The 24518-nt window shown below is 75.2% G+C and carries 20 protein-coding genes and 2 pseudogenes; 9 read left to right on the top strand and 13 right to left on the bottom strand.

Going from position 1 to position 24518, the window contains the following annotated elements; all coding sequences use genetic code 11:
- Positions 1–137 precede the first annotated feature (137 nt).
- The 4 genes and pseudogenes from ACFWEG_RS03110 to ACFWEG_RS03125 all read right to left on the bottom strand — a co-directional run bounded on the left by ACFWEG_RS03110 (position 138) and on the right by ACFWEG_RS03125 (position 3696).
- On the bottom strand, positions 138–581 hold the full coding sequence (locus ACFWEG_RS03110; RefSeq protein WP_387208553.1) for a hypothetical protein: 444 nt from the start codon (positions 579–581) through the stop codon (positions 138–140).
- Between the two features lie 225 nt (positions 582–806).
- Positions 807–1436 carry a lipocalin family protein gene (locus tag ACFWEG_RS03115; RefSeq protein WP_387208555.1) on the bottom strand — a complete coding sequence of 210 codons (630 nt, stop codon included), beginning with the start codon at positions 1434–1436 and terminating at the stop codon, positions 807–809.
- 176 nt (positions 1437–1612) lie between these two features.
- Positions 1613–2458, bottom strand: a pseudogene (locus ACFWEG_RS03120) (phospholipase domain-containing protein); the annotation flags it as partial.
- 29 nt (positions 2459–2487) lie between these two features.
- Complete coding sequence (locus ACFWEG_RS03125; protein ID WP_387208557.1) at positions 2488–3696, bottom strand: RNA-guided endonuclease InsQ/TnpB family protein; 1209 nt, start codon at positions 3694–3696, stop codon at positions 2488–2490.
- 55 nt (positions 3697–3751) lie between these two features.
- On the opposite strand from ACFWEG_RS03125, the gene ACFWEG_RS03130 reads away from it, so the two are divergent.
- The gene (locus ACFWEG_RS03130) at positions 3752–4051 is read left to right on the top strand and encodes a helix-turn-helix domain-containing protein (protein ID WP_387208559.1); all 300 of its coding nucleotides are present in this window, start codon (positions 3752–3754) and stop codon (positions 4049–4051) included.
- On the opposite strand, the pseudogene ACFWEG_RS03135 reads toward ACFWEG_RS03130, so the two are convergent.
- A pseudogene (locus ACFWEG_RS03135) lies at positions 4033–4683 on the bottom strand (alkaline phosphatase family protein); the annotation flags it as partial. The gene ACFWEG_RS03130 and the pseudogene ACFWEG_RS03135 sit on opposite strands and share 19 nt — an antisense overlap.
- Before the next feature lie 344 nt (positions 4684–5027).
- On the opposite strand from ACFWEG_RS03135, the gene ACFWEG_RS03140 reads away from it, so the two are divergent.
- Complete coding sequence (locus ACFWEG_RS03140; RefSeq protein ID WP_387208561.1) at positions 5028–6074, top strand: NAD-dependent epimerase/dehydratase family protein; 1047 nt, start codon at positions 5028–5030, stop codon at positions 6072–6074.
- Positions 6075–6552: 478 nt separating this feature from the next.
- Here ACFWEG_RS03140 and ACFWEG_RS03145 read toward each other — a convergent pair whose 3' ends face one another.
- Both ACFWEG_RS03145 and ACFWEG_RS03150 read right to left on the bottom strand, forming a co-directional pair.
- A complete protein-coding gene (locus ACFWEG_RS03145) occupies positions 6553–7665 on the bottom strand; it encodes a sensor histidine kinase (protein ID WP_387208563.1) in 1113 nt (370 codons plus the stop codon).
- A gap of 125 nt (positions 7666–7790) precedes the next feature.
- Positions 7791–8564 carry a response regulator transcription factor gene (locus tag ACFWEG_RS03150; protein ID WP_387208565.1) on the bottom strand — a complete coding sequence of 258 codons (774 nt, stop codon included), beginning with the start codon at positions 8562–8564 and terminating at the stop codon, positions 7791–7793.
- 123 nt (positions 8565–8687) lie between these two features.
- Here ACFWEG_RS03150 and ACFWEG_RS03155 point away from each other — a divergent pair, with 123 nt between their 5' ends.
- Genes ACFWEG_RS03155 through ACFWEG_RS03165 form a run of 3 tightly spaced genes read left to right on the top strand, consistent with a single transcriptional unit; the run spans position 8688 to position 10980 of the window.
- Entirely contained in the window at positions 8688–9515 is an 828-nt protein-coding gene (locus ACFWEG_RS03155; protein WP_387208567.1) for a glycosyltransferase family 2 protein, read from the top strand.
- Positions 9512–10201: a DUF2064 domain-containing protein gene (locus ACFWEG_RS03160; RefSeq protein ID WP_387208569.1), complete on the top strand. Its 690-nt coding sequence runs from the start codon at positions 9512–9514 to the stop codon at positions 10199–10201. Before ACFWEG_RS03155 ends, ACFWEG_RS03160 begins: the two co-directional genes overlap by 4 nt.
- Positions 10198–10980: a class I SAM-dependent methyltransferase gene (locus ACFWEG_RS03165; RefSeq protein ID WP_387208571.1), complete on the top strand. Its 783-nt coding sequence runs from the start codon at positions 10198–10200 to the stop codon at positions 10978–10980. Before ACFWEG_RS03160 ends, ACFWEG_RS03165 begins: the two co-directional genes overlap by 4 nt.
- Before the next feature lie 319 nt (positions 10981–11299).
- Here ACFWEG_RS03165 and ACFWEG_RS03170 read toward each other — a convergent pair whose 3' ends face one another.
- Complete coding sequence (locus tag ACFWEG_RS03170) at positions 11300–12613, bottom strand: molybdopterin-dependent oxidoreductase (protein WP_387208573.1); 1314 nt, start codon at positions 12611–12613, stop codon at positions 11300–11302.
- Between the two features lie 325 nt (positions 12614–12938).
- Between ACFWEG_RS03170 and ACFWEG_RS03175 the strand changes: the two genes are divergently transcribed.
- Positions 12939–14354, top strand: a complete 1416-nt coding sequence (locus ACFWEG_RS03175) for a hypothetical protein (RefSeq protein WP_387208575.1) — start codon at positions 12939–12941, stop codon at positions 14352–14354.
- 17 nt (positions 14355–14371) lie between these two features.
- Here the strand turns inward: ACFWEG_RS03175 and ACFWEG_RS03180 are convergent, their stop codons facing one another.
- The 3 genes from ACFWEG_RS03180 to ACFWEG_RS03190 all read right to left on the bottom strand — a co-directional run bounded on the left by ACFWEG_RS03180 (position 14372) and on the right by ACFWEG_RS03190 (position 18715).
- On the bottom strand, positions 14372–15001 hold the full coding sequence (locus ACFWEG_RS03180; RefSeq protein ID WP_387208577.1) for a lipoprotein: 630 nt from the start codon (positions 14999–15001) through the stop codon (positions 14372–14374).
- A gap of 117 nt (positions 15002–15118) precedes the next feature.
- A complete protein-coding gene (locus ACFWEG_RS03185; protein ID WP_387208579.1) occupies positions 15119–17200 on the bottom strand; it encodes a bifunctional lysylphosphatidylglycerol flippase/synthetase MprF in 2082 nt (693 codons plus the stop codon).
- A 171-nt stretch (positions 17201–17371) separates the two neighbouring features.
- Positions 17372–18715 (bottom strand): DUF2254 domain-containing protein, encoded by a 1344-nt coding sequence (locus tag ACFWEG_RS03190; RefSeq protein WP_387208581.1) that lies wholly within the window; start codon positions 18713–18715, stop codon positions 17372–17374.
- A 58-nt stretch (positions 18716–18773) separates the two neighbouring features.
- Between ACFWEG_RS03190 and thpR the strand changes: the two genes are divergently transcribed.
- From thpR to ACFWEG_RS03205, 3 genes are all read left to right on the top strand, one after another.
- Positions 18774–19364, top strand: coding sequence for an RNA 2',3'-cyclic phosphodiesterase (gene thpR / locus ACFWEG_RS03195; protein ID WP_387208583.1), 591 nt, complete (start codon positions 18774–18776; stop codon positions 19362–19364).
- A 162-nt stretch (positions 19365–19526) separates the two neighbouring features.
- Positions 19527–20114, top strand: coding sequence for a DM13 domain-containing protein (locus ACFWEG_RS03200; protein ID WP_387208585.1), 588 nt, complete (start codon positions 19527–19529; stop codon positions 20112–20114).
- A gap of 229 nt (positions 20115–20343) precedes the next feature.
- On the top strand, positions 20344–21201 hold the full coding sequence (locus ACFWEG_RS03205) for an NmrA family NAD(P)-binding protein (RefSeq protein WP_387208587.1): 858 nt from the start codon (positions 20344–20346) through the stop codon (positions 21199–21201).
- Between the two features lie 10 nt (positions 21202–21211).
- Here ACFWEG_RS03205 and ACFWEG_RS03210 read toward each other — a convergent pair whose 3' ends face one another.
- A complete protein-coding gene (locus tag ACFWEG_RS03210; RefSeq protein WP_387208589.1) occupies positions 21212–22744 on the bottom strand; it encodes an alkaline phosphatase family protein in 1533 nt (510 codons plus the stop codon).
- Between the two features lie 679 nt (positions 22745–23423).
- Positions 23424–24491 carry a 2-aminoethylphosphonate ABC transporter substrate-binding protein gene (locus ACFWEG_RS03215; RefSeq protein WP_387208591.1) on the bottom strand — a complete coding sequence of 356 codons (1068 nt, stop codon included), beginning with the start codon at positions 24489–24491 and terminating at the stop codon, positions 23424–23426.
- Positions 24492–24518: the final 27 nt, after the last annotated feature.

The raw sequence follows: 24518 nt of genomic DNA on the forward strand, positions 1-24518 counted from the left end.
GTGCGGAGGCCCGCTGAGCGGGACGGGAGGTCCCGGGCCCGGCGTGAGAACGGCTGCCCCGGGACGTCGGCCGCTCGTCGACGCGCGTCAGCGGAAGGACGGCGGCATCCGGCTCTGGGCGCGAGGCGCGGCGTCACTCACTGCAGGGCTCCGGCGCGGCGGCCCTCGGCGAGCAGGGCCTCCACCAGTCGTGACTTCACGCCCGGTGCCAGGAGTACGAGGGGTCTGCCGGGCGGGCTCCGGTGGATCTCCATGCGGTGCCCCGCCATGTAGAGATCCACGATGGTGGTCTGCTGGACACCGGTCACGTCGCGCCAGGCCACGGAGTCGGCGACCCTTCCGAAGCGGTTGGTGACGGCCACCCCCTCCGCCAGGAGGTAGCAGCGGTTCGTACCGAGCCGGGCCGTCAGCAGACGCCATCCGTACGTCACGGCGTACACCGCGACCACCACTGCCGTCGTCCAGGCGAGATTCCCGTCGACCTGATCCGGAGTGAAGACGGTCAAGCCGAGCATGACGACCCAGAAGATCAGCATGAAGCCCCGCAGGATCTGCAGCAGGGTCCCCACGATCGGGGTCATGACGGCGTGGTCCCCTCGGATCGGACCGAGGCCCATTCCGGACACACGACTGCGCACCATTGCCCCCCGGTCGGCCGGTTGCGGCCGCGTCCTGGCACGCGGTCGGCACGGCAAGGCATACCCGCGCCCGGAGGGATTCGAACAGGCTTGACCGGCTGGTGCGGTCGGTGCGGGGCGAGCGGCTGCCCCCTCGGTGGCAAGAAGGCAGCCGCTCGCCGACGGGTGTCAGCAGAACGCGCCGCGGGAGGTGTTGGCGCCGGTCTGGACGGTCTTCTTGAGGGTGCAGGGATCGATGCCGGCCGCCGTGAGGGCGGCCTGGGCCTCGGTGGTGGCGGCCGCGGGGAGCGCGGGGGTGCGGGAGAGGACGAAGCCGCTGCGGCGGTCGGAGTCGGTGACGACGGCCCAGCTGTAGTCGGGGGCGAGGCCGACGACGATGTAGTTGGCGTCGGAGGTGTGCCGGTAGGTGCCGTTGAGGCCGAGGAACGAGACGTTCAGCCGGGCGTTGGAGGCGTCGAGGGGCTTGGCCGCGCCCTTGATGCTGCTCTTGAGACCGAAGAGCGAGGTGCAGGCGTTGCGCACCGAGACCATGCCCGCGGAGTTCAGGCCGTAGTCGGCGGTGACGTCCTTGAGGCACTGGACCTCGAAGAACGCGGGGACGGAGGCGATCTGGTACCAGCGGCCCAGGTAGCGCGGCACGTCGACGCTCGCGACCGGCGCGGGCTCGGCGGCCACGGGGGCGGAGGCCGGCGCGGCGGCGGCCGGCCCGGTCGTGGCGACGAGCGTGCCGCCCGCGACGGCCAGCGCGGCGAGCGCGGCGGCGGTGGTGCGGCGGCGGGTGTGCTGTCGAACCGTCATGAGGTGTGCCTTCCGGTCGGTCGAACGTCCCGGCTCGCGCACCCCGGTGCGGGGTGCGCGGGCGAGACGGAACGGATCTCGTGTGTCACACGAGCAGTTCGACCGGACGCGGCGAAACGGATTCGCGGGGGCGTGGGGAAGTCGTGGAGAGCTGGAGACCGGCGTGAAACCGACCCCTACCGCGTGCGGATGGCCGGGTCCGACACGCCCACCGCGCCCGTCTCCACGTGGCCCGCGAACCGCCGCAGGAACCCGGTGTCGAGGTTCGAGCGGACGCTGACGTCGTACCAGTGACCCGTCGCGGAGAGGTCGACGGTGTGGGTGACGGTCGCGCCGGGGGCCACGCGCAGGGTGCGCGAGGCGCCGCCGTAGGCGTTGGAGACGGTGAGGTCGACGGCGCCGGTGCCGGTGTTGGTGAGCGTCAGGTCGAGGTTGCCGTTCGCCGCGTGCCGCGCGGTGGCCTCCGGGCCGCCGGACCGGGCGACGCCGCGGAAGGTGCGCAGGAACCCGTTCGGGCCGTGGACGGTGAGGTCGACGCGGTTCGAGGGGGTGTTGTCCGTGCTCCAGCTGTCGGCCAGGGTGCGGCCGGCGCCGACGGTGTACGGCCAGGGGCCGTCGCCGCGGTTCGCGGAGGTGACGTGGAAGTGCGCGCCCAGGGAGGGGCCGGGGGCGAAGGTCAGGGTGAACCGGCCGGTGGCGGTGTTGCGCGACCCGTCGACGTACGGCGCGTACCGCAGCGGGCGGGCGCGCTTGCCGCCCGGTTCCTGCGCGGGCAGGGTGCCGGTGGCCGGCGGGGTGGGGCGCAGCCCCGCGTGGCGGTCGCGGTCCGGGGGTACGTACCCGGCCGTGGACGGCAGCGGCGGGCGCGAGGCGTCGGCGCCGGTGAAGTCGAACGCGGAGGTCAGGTCGCCGCAGACGGCCCTGCGCCAGGGCGAGATGTGGGGTTCGGCTACCCCGAAGCGCTTCTCCAGGAAGCGGATCACGGAGGTGTGGTCGAAGGTCTCGGAGCAGACTTGACATCCTCGTCGCCCTGAAGGACGGCGATTCCCGCCTACCGCGCCGTTGAAGGCTGCGGTGTCGGGTGGGTTCCTGCTTCGCCGCGCGGTGCCGGAACACGTTCCGGTCTTACCTGCGCTCCACAGGCTGACACCGCCAGTCCGGCGGCCTTGGCGACGTTGACCGCCGCGTTGATGTCCCGGTCCAGGACGGCCCCGCACGCCGAGCACGTCCACACACGGACGTTCAACGGCTTGGGGCCGTCCTTGACGCCGCACCGCGAGCACACCTGGCTGGTCGGCTCGAACCGGCCGATCCGGATGAAGGTGCGCCCGTACCGGGCGGCCTTGTACTCCAGCATGGTCACGAACGCCGACCATCCGGCGTCGTGGACGGACTTGGCCAGGCGCGTGCGGGCGAGTCCCTTCACCGCCAGGTCCTCCACGGCGACCGCTTGGTTCTCGCGGATCAGCTTCGTGGAGAGCCGGTGGTGGAACTCGCGGCGCGCGTCGGCCACCCGCGCGTGAGCGCGGGCGACCTTGATCCGGGCCTTGTTCCGGTTGCTGGAGCCCTTCTCCTTGCGGGACAGGGCACACTGGGCCTTCTTCAGGGATTTCTCGGCGCGGCGCAGGAAGCGCGGGCTGTCGACCTTCGTCCCGTCGGAGAGGACGGCGAAGTGCCCGAGCCCGAGGTCGATACCGACCTCGGGTGTCGTCCGGGGCAGCACCTCGGAGGCATCGGTCTCGACGACGAAGCTCGCGAAGTACCGGCTGGCCGCGTCCTTGACCACGGTCACGGTGGTCGGGGCGGACGGGAGCGTCCGCGACCACTTCACCGGCAGGTCGCCGATCTTCGGCAGGCGCAGCTTCCCGCCGGAAGTGATCGACCATCGGGCGTTCGCGGTGAACCGGACCGACTGCCGGGTGTCCCGTCTCGACTTGTACCGGGGTGCGCCCATGCGGGGGCGGTTGCCTTTGAGCCCGTCGAAGAAGTTCCGGTACGCGGTGTCAAGGTCGCGCAGCGACTGCTGGAGGACGACCGCCGACACCTCACCGAGCCACGCCCGCTCCGGGGTGTTCTTCGCCTCGGTGATGAGCTGCCTCGACAGCACCCCGGTCTTCGGGAACGGCAGCCTCTCGCTGCGGGCGGTCTCCCGAGCGCGAAGCGCGTCGTTGTAGACCACCCGCGCGCACCCGAAAGCCCTCGCCAGCGCCGTGCGTTGACCGGAGGTGGGATACAGCCGGAACGAGTACCTGAGCTGCACAACCCACCTCCTTGATCTCACTGAGTGCGAACAATCCGACCGTACCATACTGAGTGTGAATACTGATGACTTCGCGACCGCCGATGAGGCCGCTGAGCTGCTCGGCGTCGAACGCCGTTCCGTGTACACCTACGTCCGGCGCCTCAAGGGGTTCCCGCAGCCGAAGAAGGTCGGCCGGACCCTGCTCTTCGACCGTCGTGCGCTGCACGACTGGCGTGCGGCTCATCCGAAGCGCCGCCGATCCGCACCCGACGCCCCGGCCTCCGGCGGCGGGGTGGTGGACGCCGGTCCGCCCGGAGGCGAACCGACTTCTCCTGCCCCACTACGCAGGAACCCGGATTCACCCCCGGCCTGAAGGCCGGAGCACTCTCCGGTCCCCAGGTAGCCCAGCTCCTGGTTGCCGAGGACGGGGCCGCCGCCGGTGCCGTCGTTGCCGGTGTGGCCCGACCACAGGTAGTAGCGGTTGGGGTCGGTCGCCCCGATGAACGAGCAGTGGTAGGCGTCGCAGACGGTGAACGCGTCGGCGAGCGCGTGGTGGAACGGGATGTCCTCGCGGGTCAGGTACGCCATCGACGCGGCGGTCTTGGCGGGGATCCAGCGGTCGTACTTGCCCTTGTTGTAGGCCTGGTGGCCGCCCGCCCAGTCGTGGTCGAGGCCCTCGATGTGCTTCATCCCGAGGTCGGCGACCTGCGGGCGGAACGGCAGCACCTCCTTCGACCCGTCCGGCTGGCGGAAGACCGACTTGCCGTTGTCCTGGGGCACCGGGCGCGGGTCGCCGAAGCCCCGCACGCCCTTCAGGGTGCCGAAGTAGTGGTCGAAGGACCGGTTCTCCTGCATCAGGACGACGACGTGCTGCACGTCCTGGAGGGTGCCGGTGGCGACCTGGGCGGGGATCGCGGCGGCGCGGGCGATGCTCTGGTCGAGCGCGGCCGTCGCGGCGGCGCCGCCGGCCATCTGGAGGAACCGGCGGCGGTGGACGTCGGGCATGGGGTGACCTCGGAGTCTCGTGGGGGGCGCGCGGTCGCGGCGACTCCAGGACAGTCGCCCCGGGCGGCGAACCCCCTGCGCACGGGTGACGGGTGGCCGTACGGGAGGGGAACGGGCGCTTCCGAGGGCGGGCACGCACGCATCGCGCCCCGCGCGCACCCGCCTCGCACCCGCCTCGCACCCGCCGACCTCCGTGCGCGGGCCGGCCCGCGCACGCGCCGGACCTCGTGCCCGCCGGCCTCGGTGCGCCTCCGCCCTCGCACCCGCCCCCGCGCTCCTTACGGATCCGTGACACGTCCTCGCGGACCGCGGACACGACGGGCCGCGCGCCTACCGTGGGACCCATGCGCGTACTGGTCACCGGCGGAGCCGGGTTCATCGGATCGCAGGTCGTCGGGCTCCTGACCCGGCACGGGCACGAGGCGGTGGTCCTGGACGCTTTGCTGCCCGCGGCGCACGCGGTGGCGCCCGTCCCGCCGGCGGGCGCGGAGTGGATCACGCGGGACGTCCGCGACCCCGAGGCGGTCCGCGCCGCGCTGCGCGGTGTCGACGCGGTGTGCCACCAGGCGGCGATGGTGGGCCTCGGCTCGGACTTCTCCGACGCGCCGGACTACGTCGGCTGCAACGACCTGGGCACCGCGGTGCTGCTCGCGGCGATGGCCGAGGCGGGGGTGCGGGACCTGGTGCTCGCCGGGTCGATGGTGGTGTACGGCGAGGGTGCGTACGCCTGCGCCCGGCACGGGGCGGTGCGGCCGGGTCCGCGGTCGCCCGCCGAGCTGGACGCCGGCGGCTTCGAGCCGCCCTGCCCCGCGTGCGGCTCCCCGCTGGAGCCCGGCCTCGTGGGCGAGGACGCGCCCGTCGATCCGCGCAACGTCTACGCGGCGACGAAGCTCATGCAGGAGCACCTGGCGTCGGCGTGGGCGCGGAGCACCGGCGGCCGGGCGGTCTCGCTGCGCTACCACAACGTGTACGGGCCGGGGATGCCGCGCGACACCCCGTACGCGGGGGTGGCCTCGTTCTTCCGCTCCGCCCTCGAACGCGGCGAGGCGCCGCGGGTGTTCGAGGACGGACGTCAGCGCCGCGACTTCGTGCACGTGCGCGACGTGGCGGCGGCGAACGTGACGGCGCTGGGAGCGGTGCGGGAGCACGCCCCGGGGTCGTTCACCGCGTACAACACCGGCAGCGGTGAACCGCACACCATCGGGGAGATGGCGGGCGAGCTGGCGACGGCGTTCGGCGGGCCGGCGCCGCGGGTCACCGGCGAGTACCGGCTTGGGGACGTACGGCACATCACCGCGGACTCCTCGCGGCTGCGGACGGAGCTCGGGTGGCGCGCGGAGGTCGGGTTCACGGCGGGGATGGCGGAGTTCGCCGCGGCGCCGCTGCGCTGAGCGGGGCCGGAGGGGCCACCGGCCTGCGAGGTCGGCACTGCGACCGGTGCGGCATGGCGGCCGGCGGCCGCGGAAGGCCGGACGCCCGGTGGGCCGACGGCGGCCGGCTCGCGGGCCGAGCACGGCCGGGCGGGCACGGTCGGGCGGGCACGGTCGGGCGCCGACGCGGCCGGGCGGGTGCGGTCGGGCAGGCACGGTCGGGCGCCGACGCGGCCGGGCGGGTGCGATCCGGCGGGGGCGGCCACACGGGCGCGACCGAGCGGAAGCGGTCAGACGGGCGCGGTCCGGCGGGCGCGGTCAGGCGGGCGCGGTCAGGCGGGCGCGGTCAGACAGGCGCGGTCAGACAGGCGCGGTCCGGCGGGCGCGGTCAGGCGGGCGCGGTCAGGCGGGCGCGGTCCGGCGGGCGCGGTCAGGCGGGCGCGGTCCGGCGGGCGCGGTCAGGCGGGGCGGCCACATGGGCGCGACCGAGCGGAAGCGGTCAGGCGGGCGCCGTCGGCAGGGTGACCTCGAAGCAGCAGCCGCCTGCCACGTTCCGTACGGCCGCGCGGCCCTGGTGCGCCTCGACGATGCCGCGAACGATGGCCAGGCCGAGCCCCGCACCGGCGGGCGGCGTGCGCGCGTGGGTGCCGCGCCAGCCGGTGTCGAAGACGCGGTCGAGGTCCTCCTCGGGGATCCCCCCGCAGCCGTCCGTCACCGACAGGACGACCTGGCCGGAGGCGCTGCGCGCGGCGACGGCGACGGTGCCGTCGGCGGGCGTGCGGCGGATCGCGTTGACGAGCAGGTTGCCGAGGACGCGGCTCATCTCCTTGCTGTCGACGTCCACCGGCACCGCGTCGACGCTGTCGCCGACGAGCCGGACGCCGTGCTCGCGGGCGAGCGGGTCGGCGCCGGCGAGCGCGTCGCCGACGAGGTCGTACACGGAGACCGGTGACGGGGTGAGGACGAGGGAGCCGGCGTGGATGCGGGAGATCTCGAACAGGTCGCCGACCATCCCGTCGAGCCGCTCGACCTCGGTGCGCATCTGGCGCAGGTAGCGGGCGGGGTCCGCCGCGACGCCGTCCTCGAGCGCCTCGGCCATCGCCCGCAGTCCCGCCAGCGGGGTGCGCAGGTCGTGGGAGATCCAGGCGACCAGTTCGCGCCGGGAGGCCTCCAAGGTGCGCTCGCGCTCCCGGGAGACGGCCAGTTTGCGGCTCGTCTCCTCCAACTCGCGTGTCAGGGAGACGAGTTCCGCGCTCCCCGGTTCTCGTGGCGCGGCGAAGCTGCCGCCGTCGCCGAAGGAGCGGGCGGCCTCGGTGAGCGCCTTGCTGCGCGCGGCCACCCAGCGCCCGAGCAGCACCGCCGTGGCGAGCGAGACGGCCGCGGCCATCGCGACCACGATGGTGACCACCTTCAGGTCGTGCGGGGAGAGGAACATCTCCCACGCCACCGAGAGGGTCCCGGCCAGCATCGCCGTGACGGCCACCGCGGCGACGACCGTCAGCGTGACCACGAGCGAACGGTGCCGCAGCAACCGCAGGACGAGCGCCCCGACGAGCCCCGCGGCCCCCGCTCCGAGCAGGGCGAACAGCGCGATGAGGAGGGTGTCTTGCACGGATCAGCCTTCGACGGGGAGGGGACGGGGGCAGTGGGGCGGGCCGGCGAAGCCGTCGCCCCCCGAGCGTTGCCGGCGGTTGCGGCGCGCGGGCGGGGCGGCGGAGGACCAGGACGCGGACGGGTTCACGGGCGGGCCCGGCGGTCGGACGCGGGCCCCGCGACGGGCGCGTCCGGCCGGTCGGGGGTGTCGAGGCGGTAGCCGATGCCCCAGACGGTCTGGATCAGCAGGGGGCGCGCGGGGTCGTCCTCGACCTTGCCGCGGAGCCGGCGGATGTGGACGGTGACGGTCGACAGGTCGCCGAACTCCCAGCCCCACACCTCCCGCATCAGCTCCTCGCGGCCGAACGCCCGCCCGGGGTGGCGCAGGAGGAAGGCGAGGAGGTCGAACTCGCGTACGGTGAGCGGGAGTTCACGGCCGCCCTTGACCACCTTGCGGGCCACCGGGTCGAGTTCCAGGCCCGCCGCGCGCAACGGTCCGGCCGGCACCGGAGCCACCGGGTGCGCGCGGCTGCGGCGCAGGACGGACTCGACGCGCAGGACGAGTTCGCGCGGGCTGAAGGGTTTCGTCACGTAGTCGTCGGCTCCCCGCTCCAGCCCGAGCACGCGGTCGTCCTCGTCGCCGCGCGCGGTGAGCATCACCACGGGGACCGGGGCGGCGGCGTGCAGCCGGCGGCAGACCTCCAGGCCGTCCATGCCGGGCAGCATCAGGTCGAGGACGACGAGCGCGGGCGGGTGCGCGGCGGCCCGCTCCAGCGCGGCGGGGCCGTCCCCGGCCCGGTCGACGTCGTACCCGGCGCGGGCGAGGTAGCCGGCGACGACCTCGGCGACCACCGGGTCGTCGTCGACGACGAGGACGCGCGGGGCCGCCGGGCCGGGTTCCGGTGCGGTGGGTTGCATGGCCCCAGCCTCGCATCGCGCGCCCGCGGCGGGGGTGCCGCGGCAGGTCCGACCCGGGGACGTCCGCATTTCGTAAGGTGCGGAAGCCCGGAATGGGCGTTTTGCCTTCGTAGGCTGCACGGCATGAACCGTTCACCTGCCTCTCCCCCGGACGACACCGGCACCGCGGGCGGCCCCCGCGTCGACGTGGTGCTGCCCTGCCTCGACGAGGCCGCGGCGCTCCCGTGGGTCCTGGACCGGATCCCCGACGGCTGGCGGGCGGTCGTCGTCGACAACGGGTCGACCGACGGCTCGGCCGAGCTGGCGCGCTCGCTGGGCGCGACCGTCGTGCGCGAGGAGCGGCGCGGGTTCGGCGCGGCCTGCCACGCCGGGCTCACCGCCTCGGACGCCGACGTCGTCTGCTTCTGCGACTGCGACGCCTCGATGGACCCGGGACTTCTCGTCCCGTTCGTGGCGCGGGTCCTGGCCGGCGAGGCGGACCTCGTGCTCGGGCGGCGGCGGCCCCAGGGCCGCGGGGTGTGGCCGGCGCACGCGCGGGCGGGCAACCTCGCCCTGTCCCGCATGCTCACCCGGCGCACCGGGCTGCGGCTGCGCGACCTCGGCCCGATGCGCGCCGCCCGCCGCGAGGCGCTGCTCGCCCTCGACCTGACGGACCGCCGCAGCGGCTACCCCCTGCAGATGGTGGTGCGCGCCTCCGACGCCGGCTGGCGCGTCGAGGAGCGCGATGTCCCCTACCTCCCGCGCGAGGGCCGCTCGAAGGTGACGGGCACCTGGCGCGGCACCTGGCACGCGGTCCGCGACATGCGCGCGGTCCTCGCCGCGCCGCGGGTCGCCGGTACGGGCGATCCGGGCGGCCTCCGGCCGACGGGGGCGAGGCACCGCTGCGCCGGCCCCGCGGCCGCCGCCGACGCGGCCCCCGCGACCGCCGGCCGGGACGGGGGCGCCGCGTGAGCCCGTACGGGACGCTGCTGGTCATCGCCAAGGCGCCGGTGGCCGGCCGGGTCAAGACCCGGCTGACGCCGTACTTCTCGCCCGGGCAGGCCGCCGCCCTCGCCGCCGCCGCGCTGGCCGACACGCTGGACGCGGTGCTCGCGACGCCGGCCCGCCGCCGGGTGCTCGTGCTCGACGGGGAGCCGGGCGGGTGGGTGCCGCCCGGTGTGGAGGTGGTGCCGCAGAGTGCGGGCGGTCTCGACGAGCGGCTGGCCGCCGCGTTCGGCGGCTGCGCGGGTCCCGCGCTGCTGGTCGGCATGGACACCCCGCAGCTCACCCCCGCGCTCCTCGCCCCCGCCGCCGGCGCGGACGCCTGGCGGGACTGCGACGCCTGGTTCGGGCCCGCCCTGGACGGCGGGTTCTGGGCGCTGGGCCTCTCGGCGCCCGACCCCGAGCTGCTGCGCGGCGTGCCCATGTCCACGCCGGAGACCGGCCGCCTGCAGCGCGCCCGCCTCACCGACGCGGGCCTGCGCGTGCGCGACCTGCCCCCGCTGCGGGACGTCGACACCCCGGCCGACGCCATCGAGGTCGCCGCGCTCGCACCCGGGGGCCGCTTCGCGGCGGAGCACGCCCGGCTCACCGCCGCCCGGCCCGTCCCCGCTCCCGAGCCGTCGCCGTACCCGTCCTGTACGGCAGGGGGCCGGTGAGCGGCACGCGGGCGACCGGGCCCGCGGCGCCGGCGTCGGCCCCCTGGCTCGCGGACCCCTACACCGAGGCGCTGCGGCGCGGCCGGGGCCCGCTGTTCCTGCGGTGCGGCGACGGGCAGGTGCTGCCGCTGGACGTCGAGCGCTGGTGCGCCGCCCCGGACACGGCCGACCTGAGCGTGCTGCGCCGCTGCCGCGGCAGCGTGCTCGACATCGGGTGCGGTCCCGGCCGCCTGGTGGCCTCGCTCGCGGCCCGCGGCCACCGGGTGCTCGGCATCGACGTCAGCGACGCCGCGGTCGCGCGCACCCTCGGGCTCGGCGGGACGGCCCTGCTCCGGTCGGTCTTCGAGCCGCTGCCGGGCGAGGGCCGGTGGGAGACCGCCCTGCTCGTCGACGGCAACCTGGGCATCGGCGGCGACCCCGGCGCGCTCCTGGCGCGGATCGCGGAGGTCCTCGCCCCCGGCGGGCTGCTGATCGCCGAGACCTCGTCGCTGGATGTCGACGAGCGGATGGAGGTGCGCATCGAGGACGGGGAGGGCGCGCCGGGCGCCGTGTTCCCCTGGGCCCGCCTCGGCGCCCCCGCCCTGCACCGGTACGCCGGGGGCCGCGACTGGCGGCCGGTGGCTCAGTGGACGGCCGGCGGCCGCCCGTTCGTCGCGCTGCGCCGCACCCGCACTTCCCGGACGGCGTACCAGAGGGCCGAACCCGCGAACAGCGCGGCGGACAGGAGCAGCCAGCGGGTCAGGAACACGTCCGCGGGAAGTCCGGTCGCCGACGTGTAGCGCGGCACCTGACGGGCGATCAGCGGAAAGTGGACCAGCAGGAGCAGCCCCGAGAGCGCGACCGGCACCCGGACGTGGTTCACCCACCGACCGCGGTGGCCGGTCCGCTCCGCGACGCCCACCAGCGCCCGGTCGGCGAGCGCGTAGAGCGGGAGGAAGAGCAGGTCGTGGACGAGGGCCGCGCCGACGAACCAGGCGGCGACGGCCCACGGTTCGCCACCGTCCAGGAGTCGCACCCCGGCGTAGAGGGTGAGGGCGAACGACGCGGCGAGCAGCGGCAGGGTGAGCGGGCCCGCCCCGGACCGCCTGCGGAGGCGGCTCATCGCAGACTTCCGAACGTCAGCGCCGACACCCACTTGGTGTTGAGGACGCCGGGCGCCGCCGGGACGATGATCCGGGCCGGGTAGCCGTGGTCGGGCGTCAGGTCCGCACCGTTGACCTGCAGGGCGAGCAGCGAGCGCGGGTCACGCACCTGGTTGTCGCGCAGCGCCGCCCGGCGGAAGGAGCCCCGGCGCTGGAGCGACTCCACCAGGACGTCGGGCGGGTCGTCCGCGTACCCCGCCAGCGCGGCCAGGTCCCGCAGGCGGACGCCGCGCCAGCGCTGGTCGGAGGTCGACCAGCCCTCGACGCACGCGATGGGCAGGGCGGCCTCGTGCAGGTCGAGCTCCAGGAGCGCGTCGCGGGAGAGCCGGACCTCGCCGCGCGGCCCGGTGACGCGCAGCCGCCAGCCCGGTCCGGTGTCGGACCGCCGGATGCGCACGGCCGCGGCGGTCTTGTTGATCTGGAAGTCGCCGGGCCCGGGTTCCGCGCCGCCGTGCGGGGCGAGGAGCGCGGTGCGGCGCAGGGGGCCGTCGAAGCTCTGGCCGGCGGTGGTCGCGAACAGCAGCAGCGATCCGGCCCCGACGACGCCGAGCGCGCCGCGGCGGGAGAGGGTCGGCTCGGCGGGATCGGGCGACACGAGGTCCGCACCACCGTACGGACCCGGGCGCCGCGCCCCCGCGTCGTACGCCGGGCGCGGTGCGGGTGGGGCGGCGGGGTCCGCGGCCGGGTCGCGCAGGCCGCGTTCGCGCACCACCCGCACCGCCTGGGGCAGCCGCAGGGCCACGTGCACGGCGAACGCGCCGATGAACACCCAGGCGCCGTAGAAGTGCAGCCGGTAGAAGGAGCCGGGGAAGAGGTACTCCAACTGCACGTTGAGGACCCCGGTCGCGACCTCGAACAGCGCCCCGCCCACCAGGAGCAGCACCGAGACCCGCTCCAGCGCGTGGGCCGCCGAGCGCACGGGCGGCAGGGCGAACAGCTTCGGCACCACCGACCACAGTTTGGCGAGCAGCACGGGGATCAGCGTGATGCCGACGGTGACGTGCAGGCCCTGGGTGAGGCGGTAGAGCCAGTGCGGGTCCGTCGGCCAGTCGAAGAGGTAGAAGCCGAGCAGCCCCTTGTCGGGGGTCTTGTCGTTGACCGGCGACAGGTCGGGGTTGTACGCGGCGTAGGACAGCAGGCCGGTCGCGAACACCAGCGTGATCCCGGCCAGCAGCACCAGACCGAGCACCGAGGTGAACCACGGTCCGCGCAGCGGGCTGCGCCAGAAGCGGGGGTCGGAGGGCAGGGTGCTGCGCGGGGTGCGGACCATGGCCCGACGCTATGCCGCGCGTGCGCGCCGAGCGCCGTACGACTCATGACGAAACGCTGACGTCCCGGGCGGGCGCGGGACGGCCGCCACTCGGCGCGCGACGACCGACGCCGGCTCAGGGCGACCCGGGCCGGGCGCGCGACGGCCGGGCGCGCGACGGCCGGACCCGCACCGGCGCGGTGGTGACCGGGCCCGACGTCCGGCCCGTGCGGACATGCGGTCAGTCGACCATCCGGACATGCGGACGTGCGGCCGGATCTGACGGTTCGGTGACACCGGCCGCGCCCGCCGCCGCGGGCCCGGCCGCTGCCTCTAGCGTGGCGTGGTGAGCACCGACGACCGCCCCCGCACGCGCCCCGACCTCTCCGCCGCCCGGGGCGCGCCGCGTGCCGACGACCGCTCCGGCACCCGCCGCGACCTGGTCGCCGCCGCCCTCGCCGTGCTGCTCGTCGCCGCGGCCGTCGGCGTCGGCCTCGCCCTCAACGGCGACGACAACCGGCTGTTCCTGCGCTGGCCGCCCCTCAGCGCCCGCTGGTCCCCGCACCTGGGGCCCGGCACCCCGGCCGCGCTCGCCGTCGCCGCGGCGGTGGTCGCCTGCGGTCCGGGGCTCGCGCGGCGGCTGCCGTGGCGGACGCTGCTGGTGTCCGCGTGGGGGGCGGCGATGGCGTGGACGTGGTCCCTGGCGCTCGTCGACGGCTGGGGGCGCGGCGTCGCCGGCCAGCTCACCGCGAAGAACGAGTACCTGCGGGTGATCGACCGGTTCGCCGACGTCCCGGCCGCGCTGCGGGGCTTCACCGGGCACATCCTGATGGACAGCCCCGACAACTGGCCCGCCCACGTCGCCGGCCATCCGCCGGGCGCGACCGTGACGTTCGTGCTGCTCGACCGGGTCGGCCTGGGCGGCGGCGGGTGGGCGGGGGCGTTCTGCATCACGGTCGGTGCGAGCGCGGTGGCGGCGGTGCTGGTCACCGTGCGCACGCTGGCCGACGAGTCCCTGGCCCGCCGGGCCGCGCCGTTCCTCGTCCTCGCGCCGGGCGCGGTGTGGGTCGGGGCCTCCGCCGACGGCTACTTCGCGGCCGTCACCGCCTGGACGACCGCCCTGCTCGCCCTGGCCGCCACCCGGTCGGTCCGCCGCCCGGCCGCCGCCGCGCTCGGGGCGGGCCTGCTGTCCGGGCTGACCGTGTACCTGTCGTACGGGCTGGGCCTGTTCGCCCTCGTCGCCGCCGCGGTCCTCCTCCTCGCCCGGTCCGCGCGGCCGCTCCCGCCGTTCCTCGCCGGGGCGGTGGTCGTGCCGCTCGTCTTCGCGCTCCTCGGCTTCGACTGGTGGGAGGCGTACCACCTGCTCGTCGAGCGCTACTACCAGGGGGCGGCGAGCGACCGGCCGTACGGGTACTTCGTCTGGGCCAACCTCGCGGCGACGGTCTTCGCCGTCGGTCTCGCGACCGTCGCCGGCCTGCGCCGGACCCTCGCCCGCGCCCCTTCGGCGGTGCGAGGGCTGCGGTCCGGGGGCGGGCTGCCGGCCGACCGGCTCGTCGGGCTGGTCCTGGCGGTGCTGCTCGCGCTGGTCGCGGCCGACCTCTCGGGCATGAGCAAGGCCGAGACCGAGCGGATCTGGCTGCCGTTCACCGTCTTCCTGCTCGCCGCGAACGCCCTGTTGCCGGCGGACCGGCGGCGGTGGTGGCTGGGCGCGCAGGCGGGGGGCGCCCTGCTCGTCAACCACCTGCTGCTGACGAGCTGGTGAGCCGCGGGCCGTCCCGGTCAGGCGGTGGGGCGGAGGGTGCGCTCTGCCAGGTCGAGGGCGGGGAGCATCGCCTGGTGCTCGGCGGTGTCCATGCCGCCGAGGTGCAGCATGACGAGGCCGTCGGGGGTCGTGAAGGCCAGCGCGCGTTCGCGCTTGGGCTCGTCGTCGAGCTCGCTGGTGACGGTGTACGAGACCTCGGTCGCGTCCCAGGTGCCGACGGGGACGTTGCCCGTCTCGACGTCCTCGCGCTCGGGGGCGTCCTCGGCGAGGTAGGCCTCCAGCGCCTCGCGCGGGTTCTCGCCGTCGCCGGTCCACACCCGCAGGAAGCCGACGTGGCCGGCCGGCTTGGCGTCGATCTCGCAGACGAGGGTGAACGGGCCGAAGGTGAGGTCGGGGGTCTCCACGGCCTCCGCGGTCCAGCCCGGGGCGGTGGCGAAGGTGACGGGCAGCGGGCACGGGGAGTCCTCGGCCCCGACGGTCCCGTTCTTCGCGGCGGCCGGGGACGGGCTCGACGCGGCGGACGTGCCGGACGTGGCCTTCGGCCCCTCCGGCTTTCCCGCCGGCGTCCCGGCCGGGCCGCCGCAGGCGGTCAGCCCGAGGAGAAGGGCCGCCGTCGCCGCCGTGCCCAGCAGGTGTCGTGAAGTCATGTCCGCCCCCGGATGTGCCGTCCCCCGGCCCGGCGGCCGCCGGGCGTCAGATGATCATAGGAGTGCGCCGTGCGGGGCGACGCTCAGGGGCCCGACGCGCACGGGATCGGGCCCGGCTCACGGCGTCGCGGGCCGGCGCAGCGCCCGGACCAGCTCGCGGGTGTCGGCGTCCGGCATGTAGGCGCGGGTGAGGGCGGCCCCGATGCGGGGCAGGTCGGCCTCGTCGCGGTAGACCAGGTACATCGGCTCGTGGACGGGGTTGAACTTCTGTTTGAAGGCGTGCAGCGAGCGGAAGCCGTAGTACGGCTCCAGGAAGGCGCCGAGCTGGTCCAGGATCCGGTCGAAGGGGCGCAGTTCCGGCGCGTCCCCGCCCTCGGTACGGGCCAGGGGGGCGCCGGAGAGCGAGACGAACTCGGCGCCCTCCTCCTGGAACGCGAGCAGCGCGGAGCCGATCATGAACTCGACGACGGGCGGGAAGCCGCCGTCGGAGCGCCGCCGCATGACGTCGAGGGTCCAGCCGCGGACCCGGTCGCCGCCCGCGTAGACCGGGATCCACGACGTGACGCCGAGGACCTGGTCGTCCTCGTCCATCGCGAGCCCGACCCGGACGTGCGGGTCGAGCGCCTCCTCGACCCCGCCGAGGGTGAAGCCCATCTCGGGCAGGCCCTGGTCGCCCACCCACTCCTCGGAGATCGCCCGCACCTGGGCGAGGACCGGGCGCGGCTGCTCGGCGAGGCGGACCAGGTCGAGCCGGACCTCCAGCTTCCTCCCGCGGTTGAGGGCGGTGCGGACCTTCTGCCAGCGCTTGCCCTTCAGGTCGAGCCCGCCGAGCGGCACGACGGTGTCCTCGGCGACCTGGACGCTCCGCCAGCCGAGCCGGTCCGCCTCCAGCGCGACGGACCGCGAGGTGGAGAACAGGCACGGGACCGATCCGGAGCGTTCGACGAACGCGGCGAACGCTGCCACCGCCGCGGCCCGCTCCTGCGGCGCGCCGACCGGGTCGCCGAGCGCGATGCCGACGCCCGCGTGCTCGCGGTAGGCCACGTAGGCCTGCCCGGAGGGGGCGAAGAAGTAGTGGTTGTCCGGCCAGGTGGTCATCCAGGACAGGGTGCCGCCGCCGTGGCGGGTGAGCAGGGCGACGGCCCGCTCGCGCTCGCGGTCGGGGGACGAGGCCCGGGAGCGTCCGAACGGCAGCCGGGTCGGTGCGCGGAACGCGGTGCGGCCGCGCAGCAGCACGCCGAGCAGGACGGCCCAGACGATCCCGGAGGGCACCATGACGCCGAGCCCCTCGGCGACGTCGCGCCGGTCGGCCGGGTCGGCCAGCGCGTAGGCGGCGACGACGAGCGCGGCGACCAGGACGGCGAGCACCGCCAGGCAGACGGTCGCCCACCACGCGAGCCGCTTGCCCCGGCGCAGTCCCTCCACGAGCAGCAGGACGATCACCGCCTGCACCGCGACGTGCCCCCACGAGCCCTCGATGCCGTAGGTGTCGCCCATCGGCCCCTGGCCGGGGACCAGCCACACCACGACGCTGATCACGAGCAGCAGCACGAGACCGGCCACGGCGAGCAGCCGCCACTCGCGGCGGCTGACCCGTCCCGAGGACGGCGTCCGCCCGGGGACCGGCAGCAGCCGCCCGGCCGCGAGCCCGAGGGCGACGCCGAGGAGGTGTTCGAGGTCGGCGAGCCCGCCGACGTACAGGAAGAACACCAGGACGTACACGCACAGGCCGAGGCGCAGCCGCAGGCGCCACGGGGAGGGAAGGGTGGCCGTGGCGAGGGCGAGGGCCGCGAGGGCGCCGGCGGAGGGGCCGGTGTCCAGGTCGCCGGCCACCGCCCCGGCCCACGCCCAGTGGCTGCGGGCCGCCCACAGCACACCCGCGGCGGCGAGCACGGCCAGCACGTGTCCGGCGGCGACGGCGGCGGCCGCCCGTCGCGTGCCGAGGCGCCACTCGGCCACGCCGACGAGGAGCACGACCGCGAAGAGGATCGGCACGTACGTGGCGGGCCGCTCGCCGAGGAAGAAGCCGGTGGCGATCGTCCACCAGCGGTTCGCCTCGAACGACGGCAGCCCGTAGGCGACGTCCGGGTACCAGGTGCGGTCCTCCGCCGGCCGCCACAGGGACTGGGAGGCGAGGGCCACGACGACGACCACGGCCGTCAGCGCGGTCGTGAACGGCAGACGCCGGACGGCTCTCATCTCTCGCACCCCTCGGACGGCAACGGGGGGACCGCGGCGGGTGGCACCCCTAAGTCCGATTAAAGGTGAACCGGAGGGTTATGGCCTGCCATCGTCCTGCGCCCGTCCTACGGCCGTCCCGCTGCCGTCCTGCGCGGCGACGGGGGCCGGACCCGCCGCGTGACCTGGCCGTCAGCCGATGCCCTGGCGGTCCGGCCGCACCGCGAAGGCCCGGTCGGCGGCGGTCGGCGCGGCGCTCTCGACGGCCTGCCGGAGCAGGTCGCGGTGGCGCAGCAGCGGCTCGCGCCGGTCGGGCGGGGCGATCCGCAGCAGGTCGTCGAGCCCGGCCAGCATGCGCCGGGAGACCTGCGGGTGCTCCGCGGCGAGCAGCCGGACCTCGGTGAGCCCGAGGTCCACCAGCGCGGTCCAGCCCGGGACGGGCTGCACGAGCCGCACGGCCCCGCGCCGGTCGCGGTGCACCGCCGCGTCCAGCGGGCGGCGGCTCAGCTCGGCGAGGAGCTGCACGACCCGGTCCAGGGCCTGGACGGCGGTGGTCGGGTCGTTCACCGCGGGCGACAGGGCGCGCAGCGCGATGTCGGACAGCTGGCGCAGCCCGAGGCCGAGGTCCTGGTGCGAGGTGCGCTCCACCCCCACCCACACGGTCTGCCGCAGCGCGACGCGGGGCGGCGGCGGACCGCCGTGGACGGCGAGGACGGGCGTACCGGGCACCACGTAGTCGCCGATCCGCGGGACCAGCCGCAGCACGACCCCGTTGCGGCGGGCCACCCGGACCAGCCGGGCGACGCTCACGTCCCGCAGGACGCCGGCGCGGCCCTCGTACGGCAGCAGCGCGGTGGCGGTCGCGGGGTCAGGGCGGTCGGCGTCGCCCTCCGACACCGGCGTCGAGGCGGCGACCCGCAGGGACTCCGCGGTGATCCGCGCGATCACGTGGCCGACCCGCATCAGCCGCAGCATCGTGTTCACGTAGAACACGAACAGCAGCAGGCTCAGCGCGACCATGACGAGGGTGAGGACGGACTGCACCAGCGGCACGATCGTCACCGTGCGCGGGTTGGCGGCGCTGTCGAACGAGGTGAGCACGAGCAGCGTGAGGACGAACGTGGCCAGGAACACCGCGAACGTCGCCTTGGTGATCCGGCTGCGGACGAAGAGCCGCACCACGCGCGGGGTGAACTGGCCGCTCGCCATCTGCACGGCGACCAGGGAGATGCTGAAGACCACGCCGATGAACGTCATCATCGCCGAACCGACCGCGCTCACCACGGTCTTGGCGTCCTCCGCGAACCCGGTCAGCTCAGCGAGGGTCTCGCGGTCGCCGTCCTGCCGCAGCGCCGTCACGATGAGGGTGTCGAGCTGCTGCGCCGCCAGCCAGAGGAGGAAGACACCCGCCATCGCCACGGTCGGCGCGAACCAGAACGTGTCCCGCAGGTGCTCCCTGAGCGGCGAGAGGGGGCGAGGCCTGCGGCGGGGCGGTCGTCGGGTCGGGACGCTGTCTCGCACGGTGCCGTCGCTCATGGTGCGACCCTAGACGCGCCGCCGCGCGGACCGGCGCGGCACGAGCGAGGGGATCGACGTGGGTGAGCCGACGCGGGAGCCGACCGTACGGGTGTTCGTCGCGGTCGCACCGCCGGACGAGGCGAAGACGGAGCTGGAGCGCGCGCTCGGGCCGGCCTACGTGGCGTATCCGGGACTGCGGTGGAACCGGATCGAGGACTGGCACATCACGCTCGCCTTCCTGGGCGAACTCCCCCTCCCCGCACTGGAGTCGATGCGGCCGGTCCTGGCGGACGCCGCGGCCGCCCGACCCTCGCTGGAGCTCGCGCTGCGGGGTGGCGGGCACTTCGACGAGCGGGTGGTGTGGGCGGGCGTCGACGGCGAACTGGACGGGCTGCACCGGCTCGCGGACGACGTCCGGGGTGCGATCCGGGCCTGCGGGATCGACTTCGAGACCCGCCCGCTGCGCCCGCACCTGACGCTCGCCCGGGCGCGGCGGGGCGACACGTCGGCGGTGGTGGACGTCGCGGGGCGGCTCGCCGGGTTCGACGGGCTCGCGTGGCGGACGCGGCGGCTGCATTTGGTGGCCAGCAACTTCGGGCGCGGGCCCGGGGTGATCCGCTACCGGGACGTCGACGCGTGGGAGTTCGGCGGCGCGCCGGCGGTGTGAACCCGCGCCCGGCCGCGTCACGCCCCGCCGGGCCTTGGAACCCCTCCCCTTCCTCGCGGGGACGTCACTCTTTCGTAAGCCTTCGTGGGGTCGCGTGCGTCGTGTCGTGCTGTTGACTGGCCCCGGCATCGACAGCGGGTGACGGACGACGGGAGTGGGCGGATGCGCGGGCCTGGGAGGCGGGTGGCGTGGATCGGGGCGGTCGTCGCCGTGGTCGTGGCGGGAGTCGGGCTGTACCTGTTCCAGCCGTGGAAGCTCTGGCAGGACGAGACGGTGCGGGAGGCGCTGCCCGCGGCGGCGACGCCGACCCCGCGGCCCGCGCAGCCGACCGGCTCCGCCTCCGCCGCGGCCTCCCCCGCGGCCTCCGCGGACGCGCCCTCGCAGGAGCCCGCCGGACCGGAGACCCTGGCCGCCGGCGAGCTGATCAGCCACGAGCACCGCACCACCGGAGCGGCCGCGGTGCTGCGCCTCCCCGACGGCTCGCGCACCCTGCGCCTGGAGGGCCTGGACACCAGCAACGGGCCCGACCTGCACGTCTGGATCACGGACGCGCCCGTCAAGGAGGGCAGGGCGGGCTGGAGCGTGTTCGACGACGGCAGGTACCGCAGCCTCGGCAAGCTGAAGGGCAACAAGGGCGACCAGAACTACGCGCTCCCGGCGGATCTCGACCTCTCCGCGTACACCAGCGTCACGATCTGGTGCGACCGCTTCAACGTCTCGTTCGGGGCGGCGGAACTCGTCCGCACCTGAGGTCGCCTCGCCCGGCCTCGCCGCCGGGCCGCCGCGACCTCTGCGGCCGCCTGCCGCCGGCCCCGCCCCGCCGTTCGGTGGATTTCCCGTCCGGCACCGTGCCGTGCCACGGTCTCCGGGGAAGGAACGTGCGTCGACGCGCGCCCGGTGCCGCGGGGCCGCCGCCCGAGGGGCCGGTGGTCCCCCGTCCGTTGGGAGGGCGCGCCTGAGCCGCACCCTGGAGGCGGGGATGACCGTTCTGGTGACCGGAGCGAGCGGTCGGGTGGGCCGCCACGTCGTCGAGGAGCTGGCCGGTCTCGGCGTCCCGGTGCGCGCCGCGCGCCACGGTGCGGCGGGGGACGGCGGACCGGCCGCGGTGGTGCCGTTCTCGTTCACCGACCCGGGGACGTGGCAGGCGGCGTTCGAGGGCGTCGAATCCGCGTTCGTGATGCGGCCGCCGCAGATCGGGAACGTCAAGCGGGACATGGTGCCCGCCCTGGAGGCGGCGCGGCGGGCCGGTGTGCGGCGGATGGTCCTGCTGTCCCTGCAGGGCGCCGAGCGCAACCCGGTCGTCCCGCACCACGCCCTGGAGAAGTGGCTGCGGGCGTCCGACGTGGAGTGGACGTTCGTCCGGGCGGGCTTCTTCATGCAGAACCTCTCCACCACGCACGCGGCGGACATCCGCGACCGCGGCGAGATCGTCCTGCCGGCCGGGCACGGCCGGACCTCCTTCGTCGACGCCCGCGACGTCGCCGCGGTGGCCGCCCGCGCGCTGAGCGGGGACGCGCTCGTGCGGCGCGCCGTCACCCCCACCGGCGACCGCGCGCTCACCTACACCGAGGTCGCCGCCGCGCTCTCCCGCGAACTGGCCCGCCCCGTCCGCTACACCCGCCCCGGCCCGCTCCGCTTCTGGCGCCACGTCCGCGCCCAGGACACCCCACGCGCCGAGTCCGCGGTGATGCTCGCCCTCTACACCTCCTGCCGCTTCGGCCTCGCCGCGCGCGTCACCGACGACGTCTCCCTCGTCCTCGGCCGCCCACCCCGCACCTTCGCCGAGTTCGCCCACGCGGAGCGCGCCGCGTGGGCCTCTCGGACGGCGGCGCCGTAGGGGTACGGCGTCAGGTCGCGGTGACGGTCACCCCGTCGACCACCCAGTACCAGTTGTTCGCACCGGTGTACCGGAACCGGAACCCCACGCTGGTGGCGTTCGCGGGGACGGTCAGTGTCACGGACTGCGGCTGGGAGAGGACGTCCGTCGTGTACGCCTTCACGCGGGTGGGTGTGCCGCCGTTGAACGAGGCGAGGATCTCGGCGGTCTGGCCGCCCTCCTGGCGGTAGAGCGTGGTGAAGGCGAGCGTCACCCGGCTCGCGCCCCGCACGTCGTACGCCGGGGTCACCAGCGTCGAGTCGTACGGTCCGGAGAACGCCTTGTCCGCCCACTCGTCGGAGTCCGCGACGGCGAAGATCCCGCGCGAGCGGACGTTCAGCTCCCGCGACTGGTCGCGCTGCGTCCGCGACCAGAACTCGTCGGTCGTGAACGACCAGCCGCGCCACTCCGTCACCCCGCCCGTGCCCATCGCGTTGTTCGCCACCGACCAGCCGCTCGGCGGGGTGCGGGTGAAGCCGGTGACGGCGGCAGGGATGCCGGTCTCGTCGACGCGCGGGGCCAGCGCGGGGCGCAGGGCCTCGAACGGGTCCGTCGAACGCTCCTGGACCGGCCGGCCGTCCAGGCCCCACGCCGGATCCGGCGCGATGCCGAGCTGGCGGAACACCGTCGCGGCGACGTCCACAAGCCGGGTGTCCTGCGGGCGCGCGCCCGCCGCGATCCCCGGGCCCTGGGCCAGCACGAACGTCCTGCGCTCCTCGATCGCGCTGCCGCCGTGGCCGCCGGCGTCCAGGTGGCCGTGGTCCGTCGCGACGATCACGGTCCAGCGCTCCTGCGCGTAGCTCGGACGGGCCTTGATCGCCGCGTGCAGCCGGCCCAGGTAGCCGTCCTGCACCGCGATCGCGTCCAGGTACGCCTGGCTGCCCGCGCCGCTGTTGTGCCCCACGATGTCCGTCTGGCCGAAGTACGCGAACACCACGTCCGGGTTCTGGTCCCGCAGCACCGACTCCGTCTCCGCGGCGATCGTCGCGTCGTGCCCCACGTATCCGTCGCGGTCCCCGTCCAGCACCAGCTTCGCGTCCGCGCCGGCCGTCACCGTGCCCTGCGCGTCCAGCGGCTTCCAGTCGACCGCGGCGTACGTCGACAGCGCGGGCCGCACCTGTGCCAGGCGGGCCAGGAAGCCGGGGTAGCGGGCGTAGTCCTTGCCCGCGAACGCGTTGTCCTTCACCCCGTGCTTGTCCGGCCACACCCCGGTCGAGATCGTCGACCAGCCGGGGCCGGAGGAGGTGGCGGCCATCGGGTTCGCGTACAGCAGCGACGTCCCGAACGTGCCGTTCGCCATCATCCCCTTCAGCGCAGGGGCGTTGGCGGCGTCGATCCGGTCGTACCGCAGGCCGTCCATCCCGACGACCAGCACCTTGTCGGCACTCGTCCCGTTCGGAAGGGTGGGCGCGGCGGTGGCGGCGGTGGCCGGGAGGGCGGTCGCCGCGGCGGTCGCGGCACCGGCGGCGAGGAGGGTGCGGCGGGGTATGCGAGGGGTACGCACGAGGAGTCCTCCGATTCTCGCGGGGCGGATCTGCCCCTGCGGGACGATGGCGGGTGGGGGTGAACGCGTGGGGGCGGGGGTGGGAACGGTGGTTCGCGTGCGGCAGACCATTCCGCACGGTCGCCGTGCGGCACGCCCGGGAGCACCCGGCGGCCGCCGGGCGGCGGCCCGGATACGTCCGCCCGGCCGGCGAGCAGCGGCCCGAATACCTCCGCCCAGCAGGCGAGCAGCGGCCCAGATACCTCCGCCCGGCCGGCGAGCAGCGGCCCGAATACCTCCGCCCAGCAGGCGAGCAGCGGCCCAGATACCTCCGCCCGGCCGGCGAGCAGCGGCCCGAATACCTCCGCCCAGCAGGCGAGCAGCGGCCCGGATACCTCCGCCCAGCCGGCGAGCGGCGGCCCAGATACATCCGCCCAGCCGGCGAGCGGCGGCCCAGATACATCCGCCCAGCCGGCGAGCGGCGGCCCAGATACCTCCGCCCGGCCGGCGAGCGGCGGCCCAGATACCTCCGCCCGGCCGGCGAGCGGTGGCCCGAAAACTTCAGCCCGGCCGGCGTTTGAGGCCACCGGGCGGAGCCCGGTATCCGCGGCGGTGCCGCGAGCAGGGGGTTCGGGGCGGCACGCCCCCGGCCGCCCGCAGGGCCACGCAGTCGAGCTGCAGATCGACTCACCGGGGTGGGTCAGTTGGCCATGGCGGACTTCCACGCGGCGATGTGCGCGGGCAGGTTCTCCGAGATGTCGTCCCAGTCCGGCTGGAAGACGTCCACGCCGGTGAGGAGCTTGTCCAGGGCGACCGCGTTGGCGTCGGTGGGCTTGACGTCCGCACGCGCGGGGAAACCGCCGCCGATGGCGCTGACCTGCTTCTGCGCACCCTCCGACAGCATGAAGTCGAGCAGCTTGCGCCCGTTGGCCGCGTGCGGCGCGTCCGCGACGAGCCCGGCCGCGTACGGCAGGGCGAACGTCGTCGGGCGCCCGCCCTCCCGCGCGGGGAACCAGATCCCCAGGTTCGGCATCGACGCGGACTGCGCGAAGTTCATCTGCACGTCCCCGTTGGCGACGTGCAGCTCCCCCTTGTCGACCTTCGGCGCGAGCTTGGACGTGGAGGACGACGGCCCGACGTTGTTGGCCTGGAGCTTCTTCAGGTAGTCCATGGCCTGCTCCCGCCCCCCGAAGTCGTGCATCGCCTTGATCACGACAGCCGTCCCGTCCCCCGCGACCCCCGGCGTCGAGTACTGCAGCTTGTCCGCGAACTTCTCGTCGAGCAGCTCCTCCCACGTCCTCGGCGGCCGCTTCAGCTCCTTCTTGTTGTAGACGAAGGAGAAGTAGTTGTTGACGACGGACGTCCAGGAACCGTCCGCCGCCCTGTCCCCCTGCGCCACCTGGTCGACGCCGGCCGGCTCGTACTCCTCCAACAGCCCCTTGCCGTCGGCCTGCTGGATGAACGGCGGCAAGGTGACGAGCACGTCGGCCTGCGTGTTGGACTTCTCCCGCAGCGCCCGCTGGACCATCTCCCCCGAGCCGCCCTCGACGTACTTCACCTCGATCCCGGTCTTCTTCTCGAAGTCCGCGAAGACCCGGTCGTACCACCCGTCCCCGTTCTCCCCCTTGAGCCCGTCCGCGCTGTAGACGGTGACGACATCGGGGTCGGCCGCGGCGGAGTCGCCGGCGCAGGAGGTGACGGAGAGGGCCAGGGCGAGGCTGCCGACGACGGCGGCCACGGGCCGGAGCGGGGAGCGGTGGCGAGGCATGACGTGGTCCTTTTCTGGAGGAGGAGG

It is taken from the genome of Streptomyces sp. NPDC060194, from assembly GCF_042728285.1.
Taxonomy (GTDB): Bacteria; Actinomycetota; Actinomycetes; order Streptomycetales; family Streptomycetaceae; genus Streptomyces.

Excerpts from the sequence above, each read along its gene's own strand:
- ACFWEG_RS03110 (WP_387208553.1), bottom strand. The coding sequence starts at position 581 with ATGACCCCGATCGTGGGGACCCTGCTGCAGATCCTGCGGGGCTTCATG.
- ACFWEG_RS03115 (WP_387208555.1), bottom strand. The coding sequence starts at position 1,436 with ATGACGGTTCGACAGCACACCCGCCGCCGCACCACCGCCGCCGCGCTC.
- ACFWEG_RS03140 (WP_387208561.1), top strand. The coding sequence starts at position 5,028 with ATGCGCGTACTGGTCACCGGCGGAGCCGGGTTCATCGGATCGCAGGTC.
- ACFWEG_RS03150 (WP_387208565.1), bottom strand. The coding sequence starts at position 8,564 with ATGCAACCCACCGCACCGGAACCCGGCCCGGCGGCCCCGCGCGTCCTC.
- ACFWEG_RS03155 (WP_387208567.1), top strand. The coding sequence starts at position 8,688 with ATGAACCGTTCACCTGCCTCTCCCCCGGACGACACCGGCACCGCGGGC.
- ACFWEG_RS03170 (WP_387208573.1), bottom strand. The coding sequence starts at position 12,613 with ATGGTCCGCACCCCGCGCAGCACCCTGCCCTCCGACCCCCGCTTCTGG.
- ACFWEG_RS03180 (WP_387208577.1), bottom strand. The coding sequence starts at position 15,001 with ATGACTTCACGACACCTGCTGGGCACGGCGGCGACGGCGGCCCTTCTC.
- ACFWEG_RS03185 (WP_387208579.1), bottom strand. The coding sequence starts at position 17,200 with ATGAGAGCCGTCCGGCGTCTGCCGTTCACGACCGCGCTGACGGCCGTG.
- ACFWEG_RS03190 (WP_387208581.1), bottom strand. The coding sequence starts at position 18,715 with ATGAGCGACGGCACCGTGCGAGACAGCGTCCCGACCCGACGACCGCCC.
- ACFWEG_RS03200 (WP_387208585.1), top strand. The coding sequence starts at position 19,527 with ATGCGCGGGCCTGGGAGGCGGGTGGCGTGGATCGGGGCGGTCGTCGCC.
- ACFWEG_RS03205 (WP_387208587.1), top strand. The coding sequence starts at position 20,344 with ATGACCGTTCTGGTGACCGGAGCGAGCGGTCGGGTGGGCCGCCACGTC.
- ACFWEG_RS03215 (WP_387208591.1), bottom strand. The coding sequence starts at position 24,491 with ATGCCTCGCCACCGCTCCCCGCTCCGGCCCGTGGCCGCCGTCGTCGGC.